Origin of the sequence: Streptomyces sp. NPDC046759, from assembly GCF_040645475.1 — a bacterium.
Taxonomy (GTDB): domain Bacteria; phylum Actinomycetota; class Actinomycetes; order Streptomycetales; family Streptomycetaceae; genus Streptomyces.
The window spans coordinates 25,607-47,402 of record NZ_JBEYYJ010000034.1; the positions used below are offsets into that span (position 1 = coordinate 25,607).

Consider the following 21,796-nt stretch of genomic DNA (forward strand, 5'->3'; position numbering starts at 1 on the left):
CAGCTGTGTGCGGCTCCCGAACGGGCCTGTGGGACCGGTCAGCCGGTCGTGTACACGTGCATGCCGGGCACGTGCAGGTTGCCGCCGAACTGCGCCGCCTGGGTCACCTTCACGTTGGTGAAGTAGATCAGCGGGATGTTCAGCGGGGGCGGGCTGTCGGGGCTGAACGTGACCGGGATCAGCCCGAGCAGGTTGCCCGAGATGCTCTCCGTGTACATCACGGTGTCGCCGCCCCGGATGGTGGACGTCGAGCCCTTGGACGCCTGCACGTGGTAGGTCTTCCCGGACTGCTTGTCGTTCACCGTCTGGTGCAGGTCGCCGATGTCCGTGCCGCCGGAGATGACGTACTTCAGCACCTTCTTGGTGGCGCCGCTGGCCGTCTTCACCTCGACGATGCCCTGGTAGTCGGCACCCTTGAGCAGCAGGGAGCTGGCGTTCAGGTACCAGGGGTCGTCCGCCACCGGCACCTTGTTGTCGACGCCGCTCTCGTCGGTCGTGGCCGCGGGGCAGTTCTGCGCCGAGGCGGAGGAACTCGCGGACGGGCTCGGCGTGGCCGACTCGGCCGCCTTGACGGTGTCCTGGGCCGTCCTGGAGACCGTGTCGGTGGTCTTCCGCACCGTGCCGGTCGTCTTCTTCACCGTGTCCCCGACCGTCTTGCCGGCCTTGGAGACGGTGTCCTTCACGGTGTCGGTGAGCTTGGAACCGGACGACGAGTCCGACGCCGGCGAGGAGTCCGGGGACGCGCTCGCCGACGGGGTCGCGGACGGCGTCGAGCTCGCGGACGAGCTGCCGGAGTCCTTGCTGCCGCCGCCGAGGATGCCGCCGAGCGTGTCGCCGATGGTGTCCAGCAGACCACCGCTGCTCTTGGACGCGGACGGGGTGGGCGTGGGCGTTGCCGTGTCACCGCCGGAACCCGACGGCCCGGAGCCGGAACCCGAGTCGGCGGAGCCGGAGGTGGCGGTCGGCTCGGGCGTGGCCTTGTCGCCGGAACCTGAATCCGGCGAAGAGGTCTTGCCCGTGCCACCCGACTGCGTGTCCCCCGCGCCGGTGCTGGCCGAGGGCGACGGCGTGGCCGTGTCCCCGGACGAGCTCTGCGACGCGGACGGCGACGGCGACGAGGAGGGGTCCTTGGAGGCGTCCAGCGCCTTCACGCAGTCCTTGTACTCGTCGGCCGTCAGGCTCTTGGACGTCGTCGACGGCGACGGGGTGCCGCCGTTGCCGGCCGCGAGGGCCAGCGTGGACGTGAAGCCCATGCCCATCAGCACCGCCGTCGGCATCGCCACGGAGGCGATCGCCTTGCCCGCCGGCATGTGGAACCTGGTGAACAGCGGCTTCCTGGGGGCCGCGTGTCGGGGCCCGGTTCTCGCGCGGGACCCGTCCACATCGGTCCCGCGGGTCACCTCGTCAGCCGGCACTGTGCCTCCCGTTCGCCCCGTTGGCCGGGCTCGTTCCTGACAGGTCGTTCTTCCCGGGTACGCCCTGGTAGGGGACATCGCCCGGCCCGTCCGCGTGCTGCTCCGGCAGCGGTGCGGTCTGCGGGGCACCGCTCTCACCCGGGGTCGCCTCGGCCGGCGGCTGCGGCTGCGGAGGCGCACCCGGCACCCAGGCCACGGCCATCGCCCCGCCGATGAGGGCGAAGAGGAAGCCCACGACGAAGCCGCCGAAGTTGGAGACGGGGATGGACACCAGCGCGAGCAGGATCGCGGCGACCCCCGCGAAGACCCGTACGTGCTTCTGGAACCAGAGGCTGATGCCCAGGACGATCAGCAGCACACCGATGATCAGGGAACCGGCTCCCGCGGTGGTCGCCATCGCCAGCGTGAGATGTCCGATCTGCAGGTGGGCGTACGGGAAGTACATGATCGGGAAGCCACCGAGCAGGACGAACAGACCGGCCCAGAACGGACGCGTGCCCCGCCAGGCGCGGAACTGCAGCCTCCGGCGGGTGAACTGGCCGGATGCGGCGGCAGAAGTCTCGGCGCTCATGGAAAACAGCTCCCTGGTGCGGCGTTGCTGTGGTGGTGATGTGTGCCGCGTGTGAAAGACGCGGCCGGAAGGTGACGGGCGGGGGTGCCGTCGGCTCCCCCGCCCGTCAACTCGTGCTTAGTAGCACTCGTGCGTACCCGTCTGCAGCGACATGTGCAGGCCGCTGAGCTTGAAGGTTCCGGCCGTGGTCGCCCAGGCCGTCTGCTTCACGTCGGTCAGCGTGGCCGAGTCGGCCTGCTGTGCGAACCCGTAGGGGTTGGCCTGCTCGCTGCCGCCCTTCATGCCCGGACCCTTGTCGGCGTCCTTGCCGGCCACACCGATGTCGATGTTGTTGAAGGTGGCGTCGGCGTTGAGGTCGGAGACGTCGATGTAGAGGTTGTCAGCCTCGACCGGCTTGTCGGCGCCCGCCTTCAGGACGAGGCTCACCGAGCCGAACACCGGGATGTTCGGTGTGACGACGGACTGGCACATGTTGTTGATCGTGGCCTTCTTGAAGGCCGAGACCGCAACCGGGTGCGCCGTCTTCTGTCCGTCGAGGGTGTACCCGCTGTCGATGGCGCCGTACTGCTCGAAGCCCTGACCGACAAGCTTGTCCGCCGTCACCTTGAACGACTGACCCGACACGCTGAACGACGCGGCGAGAGCGCCCTGCGCGAGGGCGACACCTATGCACGCCGTGGCGGCCACGCTGGGCACCATGACCACAGCGAACCGCTTCCATCTGGTCCCGCCACGCACCTGGGACTCCATATTTCCTCCTTCTCGGACGTACATCTCCTGGCCCGGTCTCGCCCCAGTCGGAGGCTCAGCCGGGCAGGGATGGGAGAAGTGCTACGTCCTCGGTAAGGAGAGCGCCCGCGCTCGGCGGCGCGAACCGCGCCCGAATCACCGGCGATCACCCCCGAGCGACAACCACTGGTCGCGCCTGACACGCATCACGCACAACCTTGCTGGACAGGCTTCGCCGGGTGGGCGAAGACCCCCCTGCCCAAGACCCGGCGCCACTGCCGCCGGCTCTGCTCGGTGGGGACCCAGATTCTCCCGTGACCCGACCGGCTGCCGGGGTACGCGAATGGACCGAGCGTCGCCGATCGTGGTGCATTCTCGGCCCGGACACAAGGGGGTTCGTTACTGGCTAGTAACGGCCGGATAACCGGAGTACGACCGACCGGTCTCGGAGTGCGACTCTCGGTGGCATCCAAGGGCAGAGCAAAGCCGTTGATCCCTGGACGAAACCAGACAGACCAACGGCCTCGACTTACTCCGAGTAACAGTTTGCGCCATTACCAAGATTTGGTAAAGCGGAGTCGCCCTGACGCCTCGTCGGCAAATCTTTCACCTCGGCATCACAAGCCGTGGCGTTTAGCGACTGGTCAGAACAGAGCCCGGGCGAGCGCCCTTCGCGCGCCGACCACCCGCGGATCCTCGGGGCCCACGACCTCGAACAGCTCCAGCAGTCTGCGCCTAACCGTGTCCCGGTCGTCACCGACGGTGCGCTGCACGGTCTCGATCAGGCGCCCGAAGGCGTCCTCCACGTGCCCGCCCACCAGGTCCAGGTCGGCGGCGGCGATCTGCGCGTCGACGTCCTTCGGCTTCTCGGCGGCCTCCTGACGGACCTTCTGCGGGTCGAAGCCCTGCACCCGCTGCAGCAACTCGGCCTGCGCGAGGCCCAGTTTGGCCTCCGGGTGGCCGGGGTCGTCGGCCAGCACGTTCTTGTAGGCCCGGACGGCACCGCCCAGGTCGCCCGCGTCCAGCGCATCGGCGGCGGCGTTCAGCGCGGCGTCGTACGGCCCCGCCTGCTCGACGGCCGCCGCGCCCGGCTGCGCGTCCGGGTCGACGCTCAGACCGGTGATGCCGAACCGCTCCTCGGCCACCTGTACCAGCTGGTCCAGGGTCTGCCGGATCTGCTGCTCGCCGGCGGCTCCCTGGAAGAGCGGCAGCGCCTGTCCGGCTACGACCGCGAACACAGCCGGGATGCCCTGCACCCCGAACTGCTGCATCAGCATCTGGTTGGCGTCGACGTCGATCTTGGCGAGCAGGAAGCGCCCGGCGTACTCGACGGCCAGCCGCTCCAGGACCGGGCTCAGCTGCTTGCAGGGCTGACACCACTCGGCCCAGAAGTCGATGACGACGGGTACTTCGGCGGACCGCTGCAGGACATCGCGCTCGAAGCCCGCCTCATCGACGTCGATGACGAGATCGGCCGGGGCGACGGCACCCGTGCCACCCTGCCGGGCGGCCTCGGCGCGCGTCTGCTCGGCCTTGGCCTTGGCCTCCTGGGCCGCCTTCACCGCGGCGAGGTCGACGACGCCGCTCATGGACATGTTCCGTGGCTGCATGCGTCTATCCTCCCCCGTCACCGCGTCGGAATGAAAAAACAGTGCGTGCGGGCGCCGGGTCCCCACCCCACGCCCCGTGGTCGCCGCTCGTGTACGTCCCTCACGAGCTTTCGCTACGAGTCGTAGCGTAATGCCATGCGGGCCCCGCGCGACACCACCCCGCGGTGATCTCCCTCACGGCCGCACAGTTCCCGCCGGTTATGGTCGGGGGATGCAGAGCCGCACTCCCGCCAGCCGTACCGGGCGCCCGCGCAGCGCCGCCGCGGACACCGCGATCCTGGCCGCGACCCGGGAGGCGCTGGTGGAACTGGGCTGGTCCAAGCTCACTCTGGGGGACGTGGCGACGCGGGCCGGAGTGGCGAAGACGACGCTGTACCGCCGCTGGGCCGGCAAGCCGGAGCTGGTGTGCGACGCGGTCGCGGAACTCTTCGACGAGCTGGAACTCCCCGACCGGGGCAGCCTGGCCGCCGACATCGAGGGCGTGGTCCTGCAGTTCGCGGCCATCCTGGCGCGCCCGGAGGCGAAAAGTGGCCTGATGGCGGTGGTCGCCGAGTCCACCCGCGACGACGCCCTGCGCGAGCGGATCCGCGCCTCCATCGTGCAGCGCCAGATGCGCCTGGTCCTGGAGGGCCGCGCCCGGGCCCAGGGGCGGGGCGAACTCCCTGCGGAACCGGATCCGGAGGAGTCCGCCCGCACGGTGGACCTGATCTTCGACATGGTCGCGGGTGCGGTGGTGCACCGCACCCTGGTGAGCGGCAAGCCGGCGGACGAGGAGTGGGTGCGCAGCTTCACCCGGGTGCTGCTGCTGGGCCTGACCGCTCAGCCGATCGGGTGATGCGGGGGGCCAGGGGACGGAGCCCCGGCGCCCCGCACGAGCCGACGGCGCCTAGTGCTGCGACCGCACTAGAAGCCGGCCGGTTCGGTGTACACGCCCCACTCGTCGCGCAGCACCCCGCAGATCTCGCCCAGCGTCGCCTCGGCCCGCACGGCGTCCAGCATCGGCTCGATCATGTTGGAGCCGTCCCGCGCGGCGGCCAGCATCCCGTCCAGCGCCGTCCGCACCGCGGACTCGTCCCGCGCGGCCTTCCGCTCGGCGAGCACCCGCACCTGCTCCCGCTCCACCTCGTGGCTCACCCGGAGGATCTCCAGATCCCCGGTGACGGACCCGGTGGCGACGTTGACGCCGACGACCTTCTTGTCGCCCTTCTCCAGCGCCTGCTGGTAGCGGAAGGCGGACTCGGCGATCTCGCCGGTGAACCAGCCGTCCTCGATCCCGCGCAGGATGCCGGAGGTGATCGGCCCGATGGGGTGCTGTCCGTCGGGGTGTGCCCTGAGCCCGCGCTCCCTGATCTGCTCGAAGATCTTCTCCGCGTCGGCCTCGATCCGGTCCGTCAGCTGCTCGACGTACCACGAACCGCCCAGCGGGTCGGCCACGTTGGCGACCCCGGTCTCCTCCATCAGCACCTGCTGGGTGCGCAGCGCGATCTCCGCGGCCTGCTCGCTGGGCAGCGCCAGCGTCTCGTCGAGCGCATTGGTGTGCAGCGAGTTGGTCCCGCCGAGAACAGCCGCCAGCGCCTCCACGGCCGTACGGACGACGTTGTTGTACGGCTGCTGGGCCGTCAGCGACACACCGGCCGTCTGCGTGTGGAACCGCAGCCACTGGGCCTTCTCGCTCCGGGCGCCGTACACGTCCCGCATCCAGCGCGCCCAGATCCGGCGCGCGGCGCGGAACTTGGCGATCTCCTCGAAGAAGTCCACGTGCGCGTCGAAGAAGAAGGACAGACCCGGCGCGAAGACGTCCACGTCGAGTCCGCGGGAGAGCCCCAGCTCCACGTACCCGAACCCGTCGGCGAGGGTGTAGGCCAGCTCCTGCGCGGCCGTGGCCCCCGCCTCCCGGATGTGGTAGCCGGAGACCGACAGCGGCTTGTAGTCGGGGATCCCGGCGCTGGTGTACTCCATCAGGTCGCCGATGAGGCGCAGATGCGGCTCGGGCTGGAAGAGCCACTCCTTCTGCGCGATGTACTCCTTGAAGATGTCGGTCTGGAGCGTGCCGTTGAGGACCGACGGATCGACGCCCTGCCGCTCCGCGGCGACCAGGTACATGCAGAAGACGGGCACGGCGGGCCCGCTGATGGTCATGGAGGTGGTGACGTCCCCGAGCGGGATGTCCTTGAACAGCACCTCCATGTCGGCGGCCGAGTCGATGGCGACACCGCAGTGCCCCACCTCGCCGAGCGAGCGCGGGTCGTCCGAATCGCGCCCCATGAGCGTCGGCATGTCGAAGGCGACGGACAGACCCCCGCCGCCCGCGGCCAGGATCATCTTGTACCGCTCGTTGGTCTGCTCGGCGTTGCCGAACCCGGCGAACTGCCGGATCGTCCAGGTACGCCCGCGGTAGCCGGTCGGATGGAGCCCGCGCGTGAAGGGGTACTCCCCGGGCCAGCCGATCCGCTCGAATCCCTGGTAGGTGTCGCCCGGGCGGGGCCCGTACACCGGCTCCACGGGATCGCCGGAGAGCGTGGTGAAGTCAGCGTCGCGCTTGCGCGCGGCGTCGTAGCGGGCCTGCCAGCGTCGGCGGCCCTCCTCGATGGCGTGAGCGTCCATACTATCGAATTTACTTGGACGTCCTAGTAAATGTCGATGGCTGACCGCCGCACGATGTCCGTACGGCGGTGAGACGCGTTACACCTTGGCGGCGGCCGGGGCCTGGTGGGCCACCTTGGCCTCCAGCTCGCGGCTGATCCTCCGCTCGACGAAGAAGGCGGCCGTCGGGATCGTCCCCGCGAGCAGCACCCACAGCTGCCTGCCAATCGGCATCTTCGTCTTGGAGCCCAGGTCGAAGGCGACGACGAGGTAGACGACGTACAGCCAGCCGTGGGCGATGGCGACGACCCGGGTGACGTCCGCCGCGCCGTCGATGTGGAGCCCGTACTTCGCGATCATGCTCAGGCACAGCAGCACCAGAAGGACACCGGTGGTGTAGGCCATGACGCGGTAGCGGGTCAGCACGCTCTTCTTCATGGAGTCGAGCGTAACCACCCGTTCCGGGAGATCTTGGCCGGGGTCACTTGTCCTCGAAGTCGTGGGCCGCGACCCGCAGCGGACGGAGCATCGCGAAGATCTCCGCGCACTCCTCCGCGTCGTACACCCCGAGGCCGAAGTCCATCGCCATCAGGTCACGCGTGGCCGCGTCGACCACCTCGCGGCCCTTGTCGGTGATGACGGCGAGGGTGCCGCGGCCGTCGTTGGGGTTGGGCCGCCTGGCGACCAGCCCGGACTTCACCAGCCGGTCGACGGTGTTCGTCACCGATGTGGGATGCACCATCAGCCGCTCGCCGATCTTCGACATCGGCAGCTCTCCGGCCTTGGAGAAGGTGAGCAGCACCAGCGCCTCGTAGCGTGCGAACGTCAGTCCGTACGGCTTGACCACCGCGTCCACCTCGGCGAGCAGGATCTGCTGGGCCCGCATGATCGAGGTGATCGCGGCCATCGACGGCACGCTTCCCCAGCGCTGCTTCCAGAGCTCGTCGGCACGGGCGATGGGGTCGAAGGGGAGACTGAGAGGCTTCGGCACGGCACCAGACCCTACCGGCCAGTCATATTCCGGGCAGCCCCGTCTCGGCTTTCGGTCGCCCGGGCCGCCACGGCCAGCGCGCAGCAGCACAGCACGCCCGCCGCACCGGCCCCGGCGACGGCCGTACGCACCCCCGCCACCTGCGCCGCCGCACCGGCCAGCGCCATGCCGACGCCCTGGACGGTCATCAGCCCTCCGTGCAGCACGGTCATGGACCGCCCGCGCAGTTCCTCCGGCACGGCTCGCACGAACCACTGGTCCAGGCCCAGGGTGTACGCGGCTGCGGCCCCGGACAGCAGCAGAAGCAGCAGGGACAGGGCGAGCCCGGGACGCAGGGCGTACCCGAGGTAGGGCAGCAGGCTCAGGCAGAGCAGCGGGAGGGCGACGCGTTCACGGGCCTGCGGCCCCAGCCGGGCCCCGGCGAACAGCTCGCCCGCCACCGTGCCGGCGGGCAGGGCGCACATCAGCACTCCGAGGCCCGCGGAGCCGCTGCCCAGGTCGTCGGCGTACGGCGCCGCCAGCGCCTCGGGGACGACGGAGAACGCGGCCGGAACCCAGAACATGAGCAGCAGCACGCGCACGCGAGGGCCGGCGAGCAGCGGGCGCAGGCCCGGCGCGGTGTCCGTGCCCCGGCGCGCACGGGCGGGGCGGCGCCGGGTGCCGCAGCGCAGCAGCACCGTCGAGGCGAGGAAGGTGCTCACGGTGATCAGCAGGGCGTGGCGCGGGCCGACGACGGTGAGCAGCAGCCCGCCGAGGCCGTAGCCGGTGAGCAGGGCGCTCTGGGCGACAATCCGCAGCAGGGAGCGGCCGAGGACGAACAGGTCGCCGTCGCCGAGGACGTCGGCCAGCGTGGCCATGCGGGTGCCGGAGAACACCGGCGAGACGACGGCGAGCGCGCAGCGCAGCGCGAGCAGCAGGCCGATACCGGTTCCCGGCGCGGTCATGAGGGCCGCACAGGCCGCGCACACCAGGTCGCAGGCCACCAGCACCCGCCGGGCGGGGAAGCGGTCGGCGAGGGGCGCGAGCAGGGCGCCGCCGACGGCGTACGGCAGGAAGCCGAGCGCGAAGGTGAGCGCGCTCAGCAGGGGCGAGCGCGTGAGGTCGTAGACGAGGACCGACAGCGCGATCTCGCTGACGATCACGCCGAGCATGGACAGCACATGGGCGGCGAAGACGGCCCGGAACTCGGGCACGGCGAAGACACGGCCGTAGCCGGCGGACGCCGGGGCGGTCTGGGTGGGTGCGGACATGCCGGGCAGCGTGCCGCGCACGGGACGGGACGCCGTAGAGTTTCGGCCCCAGCCGAATCTTCCCGGGGGTGGGCATGGCGTCGCGACTTCGCTTCGGCGACGACGACTTCCTGCGCTGCCGGTTCGCGATCTCGCCGCTGTGGGAGACGCAGGAGGCGGTGCGCACCCTGAGACGGCCGGACCGGCACGCCTACCAGGCGCCCTGGCTGCGGCGGATCAGGGACGCGGCCGCCTCTGTCGACCTGAGTCCGCTGTGGCTGCTGATGCCGCGGCGGGGGCACTCCCCGGACTGGCTGGGCGCGCCACCCCTCGGACCGGCCGCCACGTTCGAGGAGGAGATCACGGCCGTGCGGGCGTCCGACCCGGAAGCCGCTCGCGAGGACACCGCCCGCGCGCTGGCCTGCACACCCGGTGCGCTCCACTCCCCGCGCGGGCGGGCCTGGCTGGCGGATCCGGTACGGATGGTCCGGGAACTGGCGGACGCCATGGAAGCGGCCTGGCAGGCGCTGATCGCACCCGACTGGCCCCGGCTGCGGGCCCTGCTGGAGGCGGACGTGGCCTTCCACTCCCGCCGGCTGGCCGAGGTGGGGCTCGGCACGCTGCTGCCGGAGCTGGACGACCGCCTCTCCTGGGACGGCCGTACGCTGGCCCTCGCCCTGCACGTCGAGTACGCCCGCGACCTCGACGGACAGGGCCTGGTCCTGATGCCGAGCGTGTTCTCGTGGCCCGACGTGATCACCGGCTTCGACCCGCCGTGGCAGCCCACGCTGGTCTACCCCGCCCGGGGCATCGCCGGCCTGTGGAGCGAGCCGGGCGCACGGGCGCCCGAGGCCCTGGCGCGACTGCTGGGCCGCAACCGGGCCCGGGTGCTGGCCGCGCTGGACGAGCCGGCGAGCACCGGCGCCCTCGCACACCGGCTGGGCCTGGCCGCGTCATCGGTCTCGTCCCACCTGACGGTCCTGCGCGACGCGGGCCTCCTCACCGCGCGGCGTTACGGCCACCAGGTGCTGTACGAAAGGACGCCGTTGGGGCTCGCCCTCACCGGCTCCGCGTAGGACGGCCGGTCTCGAGGGTCGCGGGGAACCGCGCGATCGACCACGACGACCCGCACCCGGCGGCGCACCGGACCCCCTCTCGCATCGGCCGAGCCGACGGAGTCACCCGTACGCCTCGAGCCGGCGCAGCACCCGCGGCGTACGCGCACGGGTGACCGGCGCCCGCAGACACCGCCGGGCCGCAGGCGTCCCGGCGAGCGGCGCCTTGAAGACCGCGAGCGACCCGGCGACGACCAGGACCAGCGGGCACAGGTACGCCACGGTGGCCGCGAAGGAGCCGAAGAGCCGCAGCAGCGACTCCAGCCCCAGCCCGGTCAGGCACACCGTGAGGACCAGCGCGCGGACCACCAGCTCGACCAGCCAGTTGACCAGGGCCCGTTCGGGAGTGATCCCCCGCTCCAGCCAGAGGCGGAGCCGGTCGAAGGACCATGCCGTCGCCCAGCCCGTCAGCGGCCGCAGCAGCACCCGGTCGGCGACCGAGCCGCACGTGCCTCCGCGGGCGCGGTACTCGCACCCGGTGAGCAGGCGCACGCCCTGCGCGTCGGGTACATAGCGCCAGTAGGCGCTCACCTCGGTGATCGGGGAGAGCGGATGCGAGGAGGAGTACCGCACGGCGCACACGCGCGTGCCGTCGGGGCGGTCCCGCTCGCCGGCCGCGACGCCGTTGCCGGGCACGGTGAGCAGGGGAAGCACGCGCCAGGTGCAGGCGAAGCGACGCGGCTCGCCCGCCGTGCCCGGCAGCGGCTCGATGGACTTGAAGCGGAGGTCCCAGCGCAGGCGCGTGACGGGGTCCTGGGTGCGCGCCCACAGCTCTTCGAGGTCGGCGCGTATGTGTGTCTCTCTGTAGAGACCCATGGTGTTCCCCCAGGCCAGAACGTGAATTCGAGCGATCGCTCGGGTGATCAGGAGGGGAAAGTACACCTCCCCGGGCAACCGCTCAAAAAGGGGCCCGCTACTGCGCCAGATGGCGTTCGACGGTCTCGACCTTGGAGGTGAGCCCGTCGGTCACGCCGGGGCGGATGTCTGCCTTGAGGACGAGCGAGACACGCGGGGCGCGCTCCTCCACAGCGGCGACGGCGCGCCTGACGACGTCCATGACCTCGTCCCACTCGCCCTCGACGGAGGTGAACATGGCGTCGGTGCGGTGGGGCAGCCCGGAATCGCGGACCACCCGGACGGCGTCGGCGACGTACTCCCCCACGTCCTCACCGACACCGAGGGGCGTCACGGAGAAGGCGACGATCATGCGTTGACCACCCCTTCCTTGCGGGCGCGGGCCGCGATGACGGCGTCCTCGGCCTCGCGGCGCAGCCTGCGCTCGGCGAAGAAGCCCCCGGTGGGCAGCACCGAGAGGACGAAGTAGAGGGCGGCGGTCTTCAGCGGCCACTTGGTGCGGTTCCAGGCGTCCGCCCAGAAGATCACGTACAGGACGAACAGGACGCCGTGGACCGCGCCCATCACGGGGACCGCGTTGAAGTCGGTGGTCCGCTTGAGCACCGAGCAGACGAGGAGGACCAGGAAGGACACGGCCTCCGGGGCCGAGACCAGGCGGAGGCGGCGGAGGGCGGTGGCGGTCTTGATGTCCACGGATCACCTTCGGTGGGAGTTTTCCCGACGGTCTGCGGTTACGGTCCGTCGGCGGCGGGCTGCGGTTTGTGAACGCACGCACAAGCGTCCCCCATTGTGGCAAACGGCGGCCCTGGGGGTCCGCTCAGGGTCGGTATCCACCCACGGGCCCTGTTCCGTCCACCCGCGGCGCCGCTACTTTCGCTGCGTGGCGATGTTCCGACTTCAAGGCAGCAAGGTGCTCGCCGTCGACATGACCGGGGACGCCGTGAAGGCGAAGAACGGCTCGATGGTCGCGTACGACGGGCAGATGAGCTTCAAGAAGCTCACCGGTGGAGGCGAGGGGCTGCGCGGGATGGTGACCCGGCGGCTCACCGGCGAGCAGATGACGGTGATGGAGGTGAAGGGGCACGGCACGTGCTGGTTCGCGGACCGGGCGACCGAGATCAACCTGGTGAGCCTTCAGGGCGAGAAGCTGTACGTGGAGTCGAGCAACCTGCTCGTGACGGACGCGGGTCTGCGCACGGGCACGACGTTCACCGGGCTGCGCGGCGCCTCGCAGGGCAACGGGCTGTTCACGACGACGGTCGAGGGACATGGACAGGCGGCGATCATGTCGGACGGGCCGGCGGTCGTGCTCCGGGTCAGCCCGCAGTACCCGCTCATCGTCGATCCGGGCGCCTACATCGCCCACCAGGGCAACGTCCGGCAGTCCTTCCAGTCCGGTGTGACGTTCCGCACGTTCCTCGGGGAGGGCGGCGGCGAGGCCTTCCAGATCCGCTTCGAGGGCGACGGACTGGTGTACGTGCAGCCGAGCGAGCGGAACACGATCGCGGGGGATCTGTAGACATGGCGTTCCGGGAGATCAACTCCAAGATGGTCGAGGCGACCGTGCTGCCCGGGCAGCGGCTGTTCAGCCAGCGCGGGGCGATGCTCGCCTACCGGGGGGACGTGTCCTTCACACCGAACATCCAGGGCGGCCAGGGCGGGCTGATGTCCATGATCGGGCGCCGGGTGTCGGGCGAGGCGACGCCGCTGATGACCGTGGAGGGCAGCGGCACCGTCTTCTTCGGGCACGGCGGCCACCACGTCCACGTCATCAACCTCTCCGGCGACACCCTCTACGTCGAGGCCGACCGGCTGCTCGCCTTCGAGGGCACGCTCCGCCAGGGCACGATGTTCATGGGCTCGCAGGGCGGGGTGATGGGCCTGGTCCGCGGCCAGGTCACCGGTCAGGGCCTGTTCACCACCACCCTGCAGGGCCAGGGCTCCGTCGCCGTGATGGCGCACGGCGGCGTCTTCGAGATCCCGGTCACCCCCCAGCGGCCGGTGCACGTCGACCCGCAGGCGTACGTCGCCCATCACGGCGAGGTCCGCAACAGACTGTCCGCCGCGCTCGGCTGGCGCGAGATGGTGGGCCGCGGTTCCGGAGAGGCCTTCCAGCTGGAGCTGAGCGGCAACGGCACGGTGTTCGTCCAGGCGTCGGAGGAAAAGCTGTGAGCGCGTACGGAGGCACCTACGGCACCCCCGCCGGCCCGGTGGTGCACGACCCGATGACCCTGCCCGCCGACGACAACGTGAACAAGTACACGTTCTGTGTCGAGCTCAAGAGCGGGCAGTGGTTCCTGCAGAAGGGGAAGATGATCGCCTACTACGGGGCGATCGAGTTCAACGGCATCGGACACGGCCGACTCGACCGAATTGTCCGTACGGCATTCCATTCGCCACTGCACGCGAGCGACTGGGTCGTGGCAGGGGGCTCGGGCAAGATGCTCCTCGCCGACCGGGCGTTCGACGTCAACTCCTACGACCTGGACGACGGGAACTTGACCATTCGCGCGGGCAATCTGCTCGCTTTTCAGCCAAGTCTCGCGCTGAAGCAATCGATCGTGCCGGGTTTTCTGACCCTTATCGGAACCGGAAAGTTCGTGGCGGCATCTAACGGGCCGGTGGTGTTCATGGAACCTCCGATCCGGGTCGACCCGCAGGCGCTCGTCGGTTGGGCCGACTGCCCGTCACCGTGCCATCACTACGACCACGGGTACCTGACGGGCGTATGGGGCGGTCTACGTGCGATGACGGGCCTCGGCGGGGCCTCCGGCGAGGAGCACCAGTTCGAGTTCGTGGGCGCCGGCACGGTGCTGCTGCAGTCGACGGAGACCCTCATGCAGGAGGCCGCGACGGGTGTCGTGCCGTCCGAACCGGGGGTACCCGGAGGTGGCGGAGCGGCACCGTCCGGACACGGTCCGCAACCGTCGGGTGCACCGCGCCTTCCCGGACAGCTGGGGGACCTCCAGCGTCGCTTCGGGCTGTGAGCGGTAGTCTGCGGAGTGTGACATCGAACGCGTGCGCACCGTCACACCACCCGAAGTAGTTCGCCATTCAACTTCTTAGGTAGACTTCATTCATGGAGACCGAGACGGCCACGCGCTGGCTGACCGATGCGGAGCAGTGCGCCTGGCGCACCCACCTGGAGGTCAACAGGCTGTTGACGTACCAACTGGAGAAGGATCTGCAGCCGTTCGGCCTGACTATGAACGACTACGAGATCCTCGTGAACCTGTCCGAGTCGGACGACGTGCGGATGCGGATGAGCGACCTGGCCTCCGCGACCCTGCAGTCCAAGAGCCGGCTCTCCCACCAGATCACGCGTATGGAGAACGCGAACCTGGTGCGCCGTGAGAACTGCGAGTCCGACCGTCGGGGCCTGTACGCCGTGCTGACCGAGCACGGCATGGAGACGATGAAGAAGGTGGCGCCCCATCACGTCGCCTCCGTGCGCCGGCACTTCATCGACCTGCTGTCGCCGGAGGCGCTGACGGAGCTGGACAAGGCGTTGAAGCCGATCGCCGAGCACCTGCGGGGGCAGCGGGGACGTCCCTGAGCCCGGCCGAGGAGGCAGGGGGCTGGGGCCGGGCGACCGGGGGGCGGCCGTCAGGCCTGCGGCGGGGCCTGTGTCAGGCCCGCCACCAGCTCGTCGGCCGCCCGGTAGGGATCCAGCTGACCGGCGGCGATCCGCTCCGCGAGGGCGGACAGGCGGCGGTCGCCGTGCAGGTCGCCGATGCGTTCGCGCAGGGCCGTGACGGCGATGGTCTCGACCTCGCGGGCCGCGCGGGCCCGGCGGCGCTCGGCGAGCACCCCGCGCTCCTCCATCCACGCGCGGTGCTTCTCCAGGGCCTCCACGACCTCGTCGACGCCCTCGGAGCGGGCCGCGACCGTCTTCACGATCGGCGGGCGCCAGTCGCCGGGGCCGCGGGCCTCGCCGAGGCCCAGCATGTGGTTCAGCTCGCGGGCGGTGGCGTCGGCGCCGTCCCGGTCGGCCTTGTTGACGACGTACACGTCGCCGATCTCCAGGATGCCCGCCTTCGCCGCCTGGATGCCGTCGCCCATACCGGGGGCCAGGAGGACGACGGAGGTGTCCGCCTGGGAGGCGATCTCCACTTCGGACTGGCCGACGCCGACCGTCTCGACCAGGATCACGTCGCAGCCGGCCGCGTCCAGGACGCGGATCGCCTGCGGCGCGGCCCAGGCCAGGCCGCCCAGATGGCCCCGGGTGGCCATGGAGCGGATGTAGACGCCGGGGTCGGAGGCGTGCTCCGACATGCGGACGCGGTCGCCGAGCAGGGCGCCTCCGGAGAACGGCGAGGACGGGTCGACGGCCAGGACGCCGACCCGCTTGCCCTGCTTGCGATACGCCGTGACGAGCGCGGAGGTCGAGGTCGACTTGCCGACCCCCGGTGAGCCCGTCAGGCCTACGACGTAGGCGTTGCCGGTCAGCGGGGCCAGCGCCGCCATGACCTCCCTGAGCTGCGGAGACGCCCCCTCCACGAGGGAGATCAGCCGGGCCACGGCCCGTGGCCGGCCTTCCCTGGCCTGGGCCACCAGAGAGGAGACGTCCTGCATCAAACAGCTCCGTTCACTTCGCGGCCGCACAACGGCCGACGTACGACGAAATCAGGGGTACAGCAGACCTCAGGCCTTCGGCACCCGCACGATCAGTGCGTCACCCTGGCCTCCGCCACCGCACAGCGCGGCCGCGCCGACGCCGCCGCCGCGCCGCTTGAGCTCCAGCGCCAGGTGCAGCACGAGACGGGCGCCGGACATGCCGATCGGGTGGCCCAGCGCGATCGCACCACCGTTCACGTTCACCTTTTCGGTGGACACGCCGAGGTCCTTCATCGACTGCACGGCGACCGCGGCGAAGGCCTCGTTGATCTCGATGAGGTCGAGGTCGGAGACCTCCAGGCCCTCCTTCTTCAGGGCGTGCAGGATGGCGTTGGACGGCTGGGACTGCAGGCTGTTGTCCGGGCCGGCCACGTTGCCGTGCGCGCCGATCTCGGCGAGCCACGTGAGGCCCAGCTCCTCGGCCTTGGCCTTGCTCATCACGACCACGGCCGCCGCACCGTCCGAGATCTGCGAGGAGGAGCCGGCGGTGATCGTGCCGTCCTTGCTGAAGGCCGGGCGGAGCTTGCCCAGGGACTCCGCGGTGGTGTCACCGCGGATGCCCTCGTCCTTGCTGAACAGGACCGGGTCGCCCTTGCGCTGCGGGATCTCCACCGGGGTGATCTCGGCCTCGTACAGGCCGTTCTTCTGCGCCGCGGCGGCCCGCTGGTGGGACAGCGCGGCGATCTCGTCCTGCTCGGCGCGGCCGATGCCGAGGCGGGTGTTGTGCTTCTCGGTGGACTCGCCCATGGCGATGCCCTCGAAGGAGTCGGTCAGACCGTCGTACGCCATGGCGTCGAGCATCTGGACCGCGCCGTACTTGAAGCCCTCGCGGGACTTCGGCAGCAGGTGCGGGGCGTTGGTCATGGACTCCTGGCCGCCGGCCACGACGATGTCGAACTCGCCGGCGCGGATCAGCTGGTCGGCCAGGGCGATGGCGTCGAGGCCGGACAGACACACCTTGTTGATGGTGAGCGCCGGGACGTTCATCGGGATGCCGGCCTTCACGGCCGCCTGGCGGGCCGGGATCTGGCCGGCGCCGGCCTGCAGCACCTGGCCCATGATCACGTACTGCACCTGGTCGCCGCCGATCCCCGCACGGTCGAGGGCGGCCTTGATCGCGAAGCCGCCCAGGTCGGCGCCGGAGAAGGACTTGAGGGAGCCCAGCAGTCGTCCCATGGGCGTACGTGCGCCCGCGACGATCACCGAGTTGTTCGTTCCAGAAGGCATGAGCTGCGATCCCCTTACCGGCCTGCCCAGGCCGAGGAGTGAACGAGGGTTTACTTCGAATGTACTGATGGCACTCCGTGCCGTCATCGGGCCGTCGGTGTGATCGCGCGCACGTTGCGTAACCACCGCCGTAGCGCTGCACTGAATCCATGCTGACGCGAATCGACCACATCGGGATCGCCTGCCACGACCTCGACGCCACTGTCGAGTTCTACCGGGCGACGTACGGCTTCGAGGTGTTCCACACCGAGGTCAACGAGGAGCAGGGCGTGCGCGAGGCCATGCTCAAGATCAACGAGACGTCGGACGGCGGCGCCTCCTACCTCCAGCTGCTGGAACCGACCCGCGAGGACTCCGCGGTCGGCAAGTGGCTGGCCAAGAACGGGGAGGGCGTCCACCACATCGCCTTCGGCACGGCGGACGTGGACGGGGACGCCGCCGACATCCGGGGCAAGGGCGTGCGCGTGCTCTACGACGAGCCGCGACGTGGTTCCATGGGGTCACGGATCACCTTCCTGCACCCCAAGGATTGCCACGGTGTCCTGACAGAACTGGTCACTTCGGCCCCTGTTGAGTCCCCTGAGCACTGACCCCCGTACATAAGGGCCGGTAGGGTTGGGGGCGGTCGTCCCTCAAACAGGGACGACCGCATGCCGGGGTCCGGGTTTCGGGGGACGAGCGTCGGGGCAGCAGCCCGTGCTCCGCCGTTGATCTGACACCATTCCCCGGGGGCCCCGTTCGGCGGAGGACGAGGCTCGTTGGAGAAGCTGACCAGGGGACGGATGGGACCGCGCAGTGCGGGGCTACGAGAGCCAGGAGCGAGAGCCGGCGGCTGACGTCGACCACCTCTCTCGGTTCGAGGCCGAGATGAAGCGGCTGAAGACCGAGCGGGAAAAGGCGATCCAGCACGCCGATGACCTCGGCTACCAGGTCGAGGTGCTGCGCGCCAAGCTGCACGAGGCGCGCCGCACCCTGATGACCCGGCCCGCCTTCGACGGCGGTGACATCGGCTATCAGGCCGAGCAATTGCTCCGCAATGCCCAGATGCAGGCCGACCAGCTGCGCCAGGACGCCGAGCGGGAGCTGAGCCAGGCCCGCGCGCAGACCCAGCGCATCCTGCAGGAGCACGCCGAGCAGGCCGCCCGGCTCCAGGCGGAGCTGCACCAGGAGGCGGTGACCCGGCGCCAGCAGCTCGACCAGGAGCTGGCCGAGCGCCGCGCCACCGTCGAGTCGCACGTCAATGAGAACGTGGCCTGGGCGGAGCAGCTGCGCGCCCGCACCGAGCAGCAGGCCCGCCGGCTGCTGGAGGAGTCCCGCGCGGAGGCCGAGCAGGCGCTGACCGCCGCCCGCGCGGAGGCCGAGCGGCTGACCCGGGAGGCCCGGGAGCGGCTGCAGAACGACGCCGAGGCGGCCCGCGCCGAGGCCGAGCAGCTTCTGCGCCGTGCCCGCACGGACGCCGAGCGGCTGCTGAACGCCGCCTCCACGCAGGCTCAGGAGGCCACCGACCACGCCGAGCGGCTGCGCACCGACGCGGTCGGCGAGTCCGACGCCGCCCGCCGGCAGGCCGCCGAGCTGAGCCGGGCCGCCGAGGAGCGGATGGCCGCGGCGGAGGAGGCGCTGCGCAAGGCGCAGACCGAGGCCGAGAAGCTGCAGACGGAGGCCAAGGAGGCCGCCACCAAGGCCCTCGCGAGCGCCGAGGCCGCGGGCGAGGCGCGCACGCGCACGGCCAAGGAGCAGGTCGCCCGGCTGGTCGAGGAGGCCACCAAGGAGGCCGAGCAGACCAGGTCCGAGGCCGAGCAGCTGGTCGCGGACGCCCGCGCCGAGGCCGAGAAGATCGTCGCCGAGGCCTCCGAGAAGGCCCGCACGATCACCGCCGAGGAGAGCGCGACCCAGCTGTCCAAGGCCGCCAAGACCGCGGAGGACGTGCTCAACAAGGCGTCCGAGGAGGCCAAGCGGACCACCAGGGCCGCCGCCGAGGAGGCCGAGCGGATCCGCACCGAGGCCGAGGCCGAGGCCGACCGGCTGCGTGCCGAGGCGCACGACATCGCCGAGCAGCTCAAGGGTGCGGCCAAGGACGACACCAAGGAGTACCGCGCCAAGACGGTCGAGCTGCAGGAGGAGGCCCGCCGGCTGCGCGGCGAGGCCGAGCAGCTGCGCGCCGACGCGGTCGCCGAGGGCGAGTCGATCCGCGCCGAGGCCCGCCGGGAGGCGGTCGCGCAGATCGAGGAGGCGGCCAGGTCCGCCGAGGAGCTGCTGGCCAAGGCCAAGGCGGACGCCGACGAGCTGCGGCAGAGCGCGACCACCGACAGCGAGAAGGTCCGCACCGAGGCCATCGAGCGGGCCACGGCCCTGCGCCGGCAGGCGGACGAGACCCTGGACCGTGCCCGCAAGGAGGCCGAGCGGCTGCGCGCCGAGGCCACCGAGCAGGCCGAGGCGGCTCGGACGGACGCCGAGAGTGCCGCGCGCGAGCTGCGCGAGGAGACCGAGCGCGCCGTCGAGGCCCGCCGTCTGGAGGCCGCCGAGGAGCTCAGGCGGCTGCAGACCGAGACGCAGGAGCGGCTGGAGTCGGCCGAGCAGGCGCTCACGGACGCCCGTGAGGAGGCCGCCCGGATCCGCCGCGAGGCCGCCGAGGAGGCCGAGCGGCTGCGCGCCGAGGCCGCCGAGCGGATCCGCGCGCTCCAGCAGCAGGCCGAGGCCGAGGCCGACCGGCTGCGCACCGAGGCCGCCGCCGACGCGTCCGCCTCCCGCGCCGAGGGCGAGGCCGTCGCCGTACGACTGCGCAGCGAGGCCGCCGCCGAGGCCGAGCGGCTGAAGGTGGAGGCCCAGGACACCGCCGACCGGGTGCGCGCGGAGGCGCAGGCGGCCGCCGAGCGGCTCGGCGCGGAGGCGTCCGAGACGCTGGCCGCCGCCCAGGAGGAGGCCGTACGGCGCCGCCGCGAGGCCGAGGAGACCCTCGGTTCCGCACGGGCCGAGGCGGACCAGGAGCGCGAGCGGGCCCGCGAGCAGAGCGAGGAGCTGCTGGCCTCGGCGCGCAAGCGCGTGGACGAGGCGCAGACCGAGGCGACCCGGCTGGTCGAGGAGGCCGACCGGCGCGCCACCGAGATGGTGTCCGCCGCCGAGCAGCACGCCCAGCAGGTCCGGGACTCCGTCGCCGGGCTGCACGAGCAGGCGCAGGAGGAGATCACCGGGCTGCGCTCGGCCGCCGAGCACGCGGCGGACCGTACGAGGCGGGAGGCCGAGGAGGAGGCGGACCGGGTCCGCGCCGACGCCTACGCCGAGCGGGAGCGGGCGAGCGAGGACGCCTCACGGATCCGCCGCGAGGCGAGCGAGGAGTCGGAGGCCGCCAAGGCGCTGGCCGAGCGTACGGTCGCGGAGGCGATGGCGGAGGCCGAGCGGCTGCGCGCGGACGCCGGCGACTACGCCCAGCGGGTGCGCACCGAGGCCTCGGACGCGCTCGCCGAGGCGGACCAGGCGGCGGCCCGCACCCGGGCGGACGCCCGCGAGGACGCCAACCGGATCCGTTCGGACGCGGCGACCCAGGCGGACACCCTCATCACCGAGGCCCGCAGTGAGGCCGAGCGGCTGCAGACCGAGACGATCGCGGAGGCCGAGCGGCTGCAGACGGAGACCGTCGCCGAGGCGGACCGGGTGCGCGCGGAGGCTCTGGCGGCCGCCGAGCGGATGATCGGGGAGGCCACCGGCGAGGCCGAGCGGCTGCGCGCCGAGGCCGCCGAGACGGTCGGCTCGGCCCAGCAGCGCGCCGAGCGGATGCGGGCGGAGGCCGAGCAGGTCAGGGCGGCCGCCGAGGCCGAGGCCGAACGGCTCGTCAACTCCGCGCGCCAGGAGGCGGAGCGGACGCTGGACGAGGCCCGCAAGGAGGCCAACAAGCGGCGTTCGGAGGCGGCCGAGCAGGTCGACACCCTCATCACGGAGACCACGGCCGAGGTCGACAAGCTGCTCGGCGAGGCGCGGGAGCAGGCCCTCAAGACCACCGCGGACGCCGAGTCCCAGGCCGACACGATGGTCGGAGCGGCGCGTGCCGAGGCCGAGCGGATCGCCTCCGAGGCGACCATCGAGGGCAACTCGATGGTCGAGAAGGCCCGTACGGACGCCGACGAGCTGCTGGTCGGCGCCCGCCGGGACGCCACCGCGATCAGGGAGCGCGCGGAGGAACTGCGCGACCGGATCACCACCGAGATCGAGGAGCTGCACGAGCGGGCCCGCCGCGAGGCCGCCGAGACCATGAAGTCCACCGGCGACCGCTGCGACGCGCTCATCAAGGCCGCCGAGGAGCAGCTGCAGAAGGCCCAGGCGAAGGCCAAGGAGCTGGTGTCGGATGCCAACTCCGAGGCGGGCAAGGTCCGCATCGCCGCCGTCAAGAAGGCGGAGGGGCTGCTCAAGGAGGCCGAGCAGAAGAAGGCCAGCCTCGTCAAGGAGGCCGAGGAGCTCAAGGCCGAGGCGATCCGCGAGGCCCGGCGCACGGTCGAGGAGGGCAAGCGCGAGCTGGAGATCCTGGTGCGCCGGCGCGAGGACATCAACGCCGAGATCTCCCGGGTCCAGGACGTCCTGGAGGCGCTGGAGTCGTTCGAGGCGCCGACGGGGGGCAAGGACGGGGCGGTCAAGGCCGGCGCGACGGTGGGCGCCCCCCGATCGGGTGGCAAGTCGTCAGAGGGCTAACCTGAGCGGAGCGTTCCGGTAACGTCTGGGGGCTTTGCCCGACTCTTTGGCAAGCCGCCCGGCGGTCAGCCACTCAAAAGAGGTGCCATTCTCCAGATCAAAACCGTATCCGCTCGATGACACACCGCTTCGGCCCCTAGGATTCCCCTTATCACCTCACCGGTCTCATTCGACAGG

The 21,796-nt window shown here is 71.3% G+C and carries 21 protein-coding genes; 8 read left to right on the plus strand and 13 right to left on the minus strand.

Annotated elements, in window-relative coordinates; genetic code table 11:
• Window positions 1-38: 38 nt before the first annotated feature.
• The 4 genes from ABZ919_RS34335 to ABZ919_RS34350 form a co-directional block, all read right to left on the minus strand.
• Window positions 39-1,415 carry a hypothetical protein gene (locus tag ABZ919_RS34335; protein WP_361255785.1) on the minus strand — a complete coding sequence of 459 codons (1,377 nt, stop codon included), beginning with the start codon at window positions 1,413-1,415 and terminating at the stop codon, window positions 39-41.
• Window positions 1,405-1,986 carry a DUF6114 domain-containing protein gene (locus ABZ919_RS34340; protein WP_361255788.1) on the minus strand — a complete coding sequence of 194 codons (582 nt, stop codon included), beginning with the start codon at window positions 1,984-1,986 and terminating at the stop codon, window positions 1,405-1,407. The genes ABZ919_RS34335 and ABZ919_RS34340 overlap by 11 nt, the downstream gene beginning before the upstream one ends.
• A gap of 117 nt (window positions 1,987-2,103) precedes the next feature.
• Window positions 2,104-2,736, minus strand: coding sequence for a DUF6230 family protein (locus ABZ919_RS34345; RefSeq protein ID WP_361255791.1), 633 nt, complete (start codon window positions 2,734-2,736; stop codon window positions 2,104-2,106).
• 623 nt (window positions 2,737-3,359) lie between these two features.
• Window positions 3,360-4,325 carry a tetratricopeptide repeat protein gene (locus ABZ919_RS34350; RefSeq protein ID WP_361255794.1) on the minus strand — a complete coding sequence of 322 codons (966 nt, stop codon included), beginning with the start codon at window positions 4,323-4,325 and terminating at the stop codon, window positions 3,360-3,362.
• A 211-nt stretch (window positions 4,326-4,536) separates the two neighbouring features.
• Here ABZ919_RS34350 and ABZ919_RS34355 point away from each other — a divergent pair, with 211 nt between their 5' ends.
• Complete coding sequence (locus tag ABZ919_RS34355; protein WP_361255797.1) at window positions 4,537-5,160, plus strand: TetR/AcrR family transcriptional regulator; 624 nt, start codon at window positions 4,537-4,539, stop codon at window positions 5,158-5,160.
• Window positions 5,161-5,228: 68 nt separating this feature from the next.
• Here the strand turns inward: ABZ919_RS34355 and ABZ919_RS34360 are convergent, their stop codons facing one another.
• The 4 genes from ABZ919_RS34360 to ABZ919_RS34375 all read right to left on the minus strand — a co-directional run bounded on the left by ABZ919_RS34360 (window position 5,229) and on the right by ABZ919_RS34375 (window position 9,149).
• On the minus strand, window positions 5,229-6,929 hold the full coding sequence (locus ABZ919_RS34360; RefSeq protein ID WP_361255800.1) for a methylmalonyl-CoA mutase family protein: 1,701 nt from the start codon (window positions 6,927-6,929) through the stop codon (window positions 5,229-5,231).
• Between the two features lie 78 nt (window positions 6,930-7,007).
• Entirely contained in the window at window positions 7,008-7,346 is a 339-nt protein-coding gene (locus tag ABZ919_RS34365; protein ID WP_361255803.1) for a DUF3817 domain-containing protein, read from the minus strand.
• A gap of 43 nt (window positions 7,347-7,389) precedes the next feature.
• Window positions 7,390-7,899, minus strand: a complete 510-nt coding sequence (locus tag ABZ919_RS34370; protein WP_361255805.1) for a MarR family transcriptional regulator — start codon at window positions 7,897-7,899, stop codon at window positions 7,390-7,392.
• An 11-nt stretch (window positions 7,900-7,910) separates the two neighbouring features.
• Window positions 7,911-9,149 carry an MFS transporter gene (locus tag ABZ919_RS34375; RefSeq protein ID WP_361255808.1) on the minus strand — a complete coding sequence of 413 codons (1,239 nt, stop codon included), beginning with the start codon at window positions 9,147-9,149 and terminating at the stop codon, window positions 7,911-7,913.
• Window positions 9,150-9,223: 74 nt separating this feature from the next.
• On the opposite strand from ABZ919_RS34375, the gene ABZ919_RS34380 reads away from it, so the two are divergent.
• Window positions 9,224-10,204, plus strand: coding sequence for a DUF5937 family protein (locus ABZ919_RS34380; protein ID WP_361255811.1), 981 nt, complete (start codon window positions 9,224-9,226; stop codon window positions 10,202-10,204).
• 102 nt (window positions 10,205-10,306) lie between these two features.
• Here ABZ919_RS34380 and ABZ919_RS34385 read toward each other — a convergent pair whose 3' ends face one another.
• The 3 genes from ABZ919_RS34385 to ABZ919_RS34395 all read right to left on the minus strand — a co-directional run bounded on the left by ABZ919_RS34385 (window position 10,307) and on the right by ABZ919_RS34395 (window position 11,791).
• Window positions 10,307-11,059, minus strand: a complete 753-nt coding sequence (locus ABZ919_RS34385) for a hypothetical protein (protein WP_361255814.1) — start codon at window positions 11,057-11,059, stop codon at window positions 10,307-10,309.
• Window positions 11,060-11,156: 97 nt separating this feature from the next.
• Entirely contained in the window at window positions 11,157-11,450 is a 294-nt protein-coding gene (locus ABZ919_RS34390) for an MTH1187 family thiamine-binding protein (RefSeq protein WP_361255816.1), read from the minus strand.
• Window positions 11,447-11,791 carry a DUF3817 domain-containing protein gene (locus ABZ919_RS34395; RefSeq protein ID WP_361255819.1) on the minus strand — a complete coding sequence of 115 codons (345 nt, stop codon included), beginning with the start codon at window positions 11,789-11,791 and terminating at the stop codon, window positions 11,447-11,449. Before ABZ919_RS34395 ends, ABZ919_RS34390 begins: the two co-directional genes overlap by 4 nt.
• Before the next feature lie 193 nt (window positions 11,792-11,984).
• On the opposite strand from ABZ919_RS34395, the gene ABZ919_RS34400 reads away from it, so the two are divergent.
• The 4 genes from ABZ919_RS34400 (at window position 11,985) to ABZ919_RS34415 (ending at window position 14,654) form a co-directional block, all read left to right on the plus strand.
• The gene (locus ABZ919_RS34400; RefSeq protein ID WP_361255988.1) at window positions 11,985-12,617 is read left to right on the plus strand and encodes an AIM24 family protein; all 633 of its coding nucleotides are present in this window, start codon (window positions 11,985-11,987) and stop codon (window positions 12,615-12,617) included.
• A gap of 2 nt (window positions 12,618-12,619) precedes the next feature.
• The gene (locus ABZ919_RS34405) at window positions 12,620-13,270 is read left to right on the plus strand and encodes an AIM24 family protein (protein WP_361255822.1); all 651 of its coding nucleotides are present in this window, start codon (window positions 12,620-12,622) and stop codon (window positions 13,268-13,270) included.
• A 53-nt stretch (window positions 13,271-13,323) separates the two neighbouring features.
• Entirely contained in the window at window positions 13,324-14,085 is a 762-nt protein-coding gene (locus tag ABZ919_RS34410) for an AIM24 family protein (protein WP_361255825.1), read from the plus strand.
• A gap of 92 nt (window positions 14,086-14,177) precedes the next feature.
• Window positions 14,178-14,654, plus strand: a complete 477-nt coding sequence (locus ABZ919_RS34415) for a MarR family transcriptional regulator (RefSeq protein ID WP_071376406.1) — start codon at window positions 14,178-14,180, stop codon at window positions 14,652-14,654.
• Between the two features lie 50 nt (window positions 14,655-14,704).
• Here ABZ919_RS34415 and meaB read toward each other — a convergent pair whose 3' ends face one another.
• Both meaB and ABZ919_RS34425 read right to left on the minus strand, forming a co-directional pair.
• Window positions 14,705-15,673: a methylmalonyl Co-A mutase-associated GTPase MeaB gene (gene meaB / locus ABZ919_RS34420; protein WP_361255828.1), complete on the minus strand. Its 969-nt coding sequence runs from the start codon at window positions 15,671-15,673 to the stop codon at window positions 14,705-14,707.
• A 69-nt stretch (window positions 15,674-15,742) separates the two neighbouring features.
• Window positions 15,743-16,942, minus strand: coding sequence for an acetyl-CoA C-acetyltransferase (locus ABZ919_RS34425; RefSeq protein ID WP_361255831.1), 1,200 nt, complete (start codon window positions 16,940-16,942; stop codon window positions 15,743-15,745).
• 149 nt (window positions 16,943-17,091) lie between these two features.
• Between ABZ919_RS34425 and mce the strand changes: the two genes are divergently transcribed.
• Together mce and scy are read left to right on the plus strand one after the other, a co-directional pair.
• Window positions 17,092-17,532: a methylmalonyl-CoA epimerase gene (mce, locus tag ABZ919_RS34430; protein ID WP_030656158.1), complete on the plus strand. Its 441-nt coding sequence runs from the start codon at window positions 17,092-17,094 to the stop codon at window positions 17,530-17,532.
• A gap of 205 nt (window positions 17,533-17,737) precedes the next feature.
• Complete coding sequence (scy, locus tag ABZ919_RS34435) at window positions 17,738-21,619, plus strand: polarized growth protein Scy (RefSeq protein ID WP_361255836.1); 3,882 nt, start codon at window positions 17,738-17,740, stop codon at window positions 21,617-21,619.
• Window positions 21,620-21,796 lie beyond the last annotated feature (177 nt).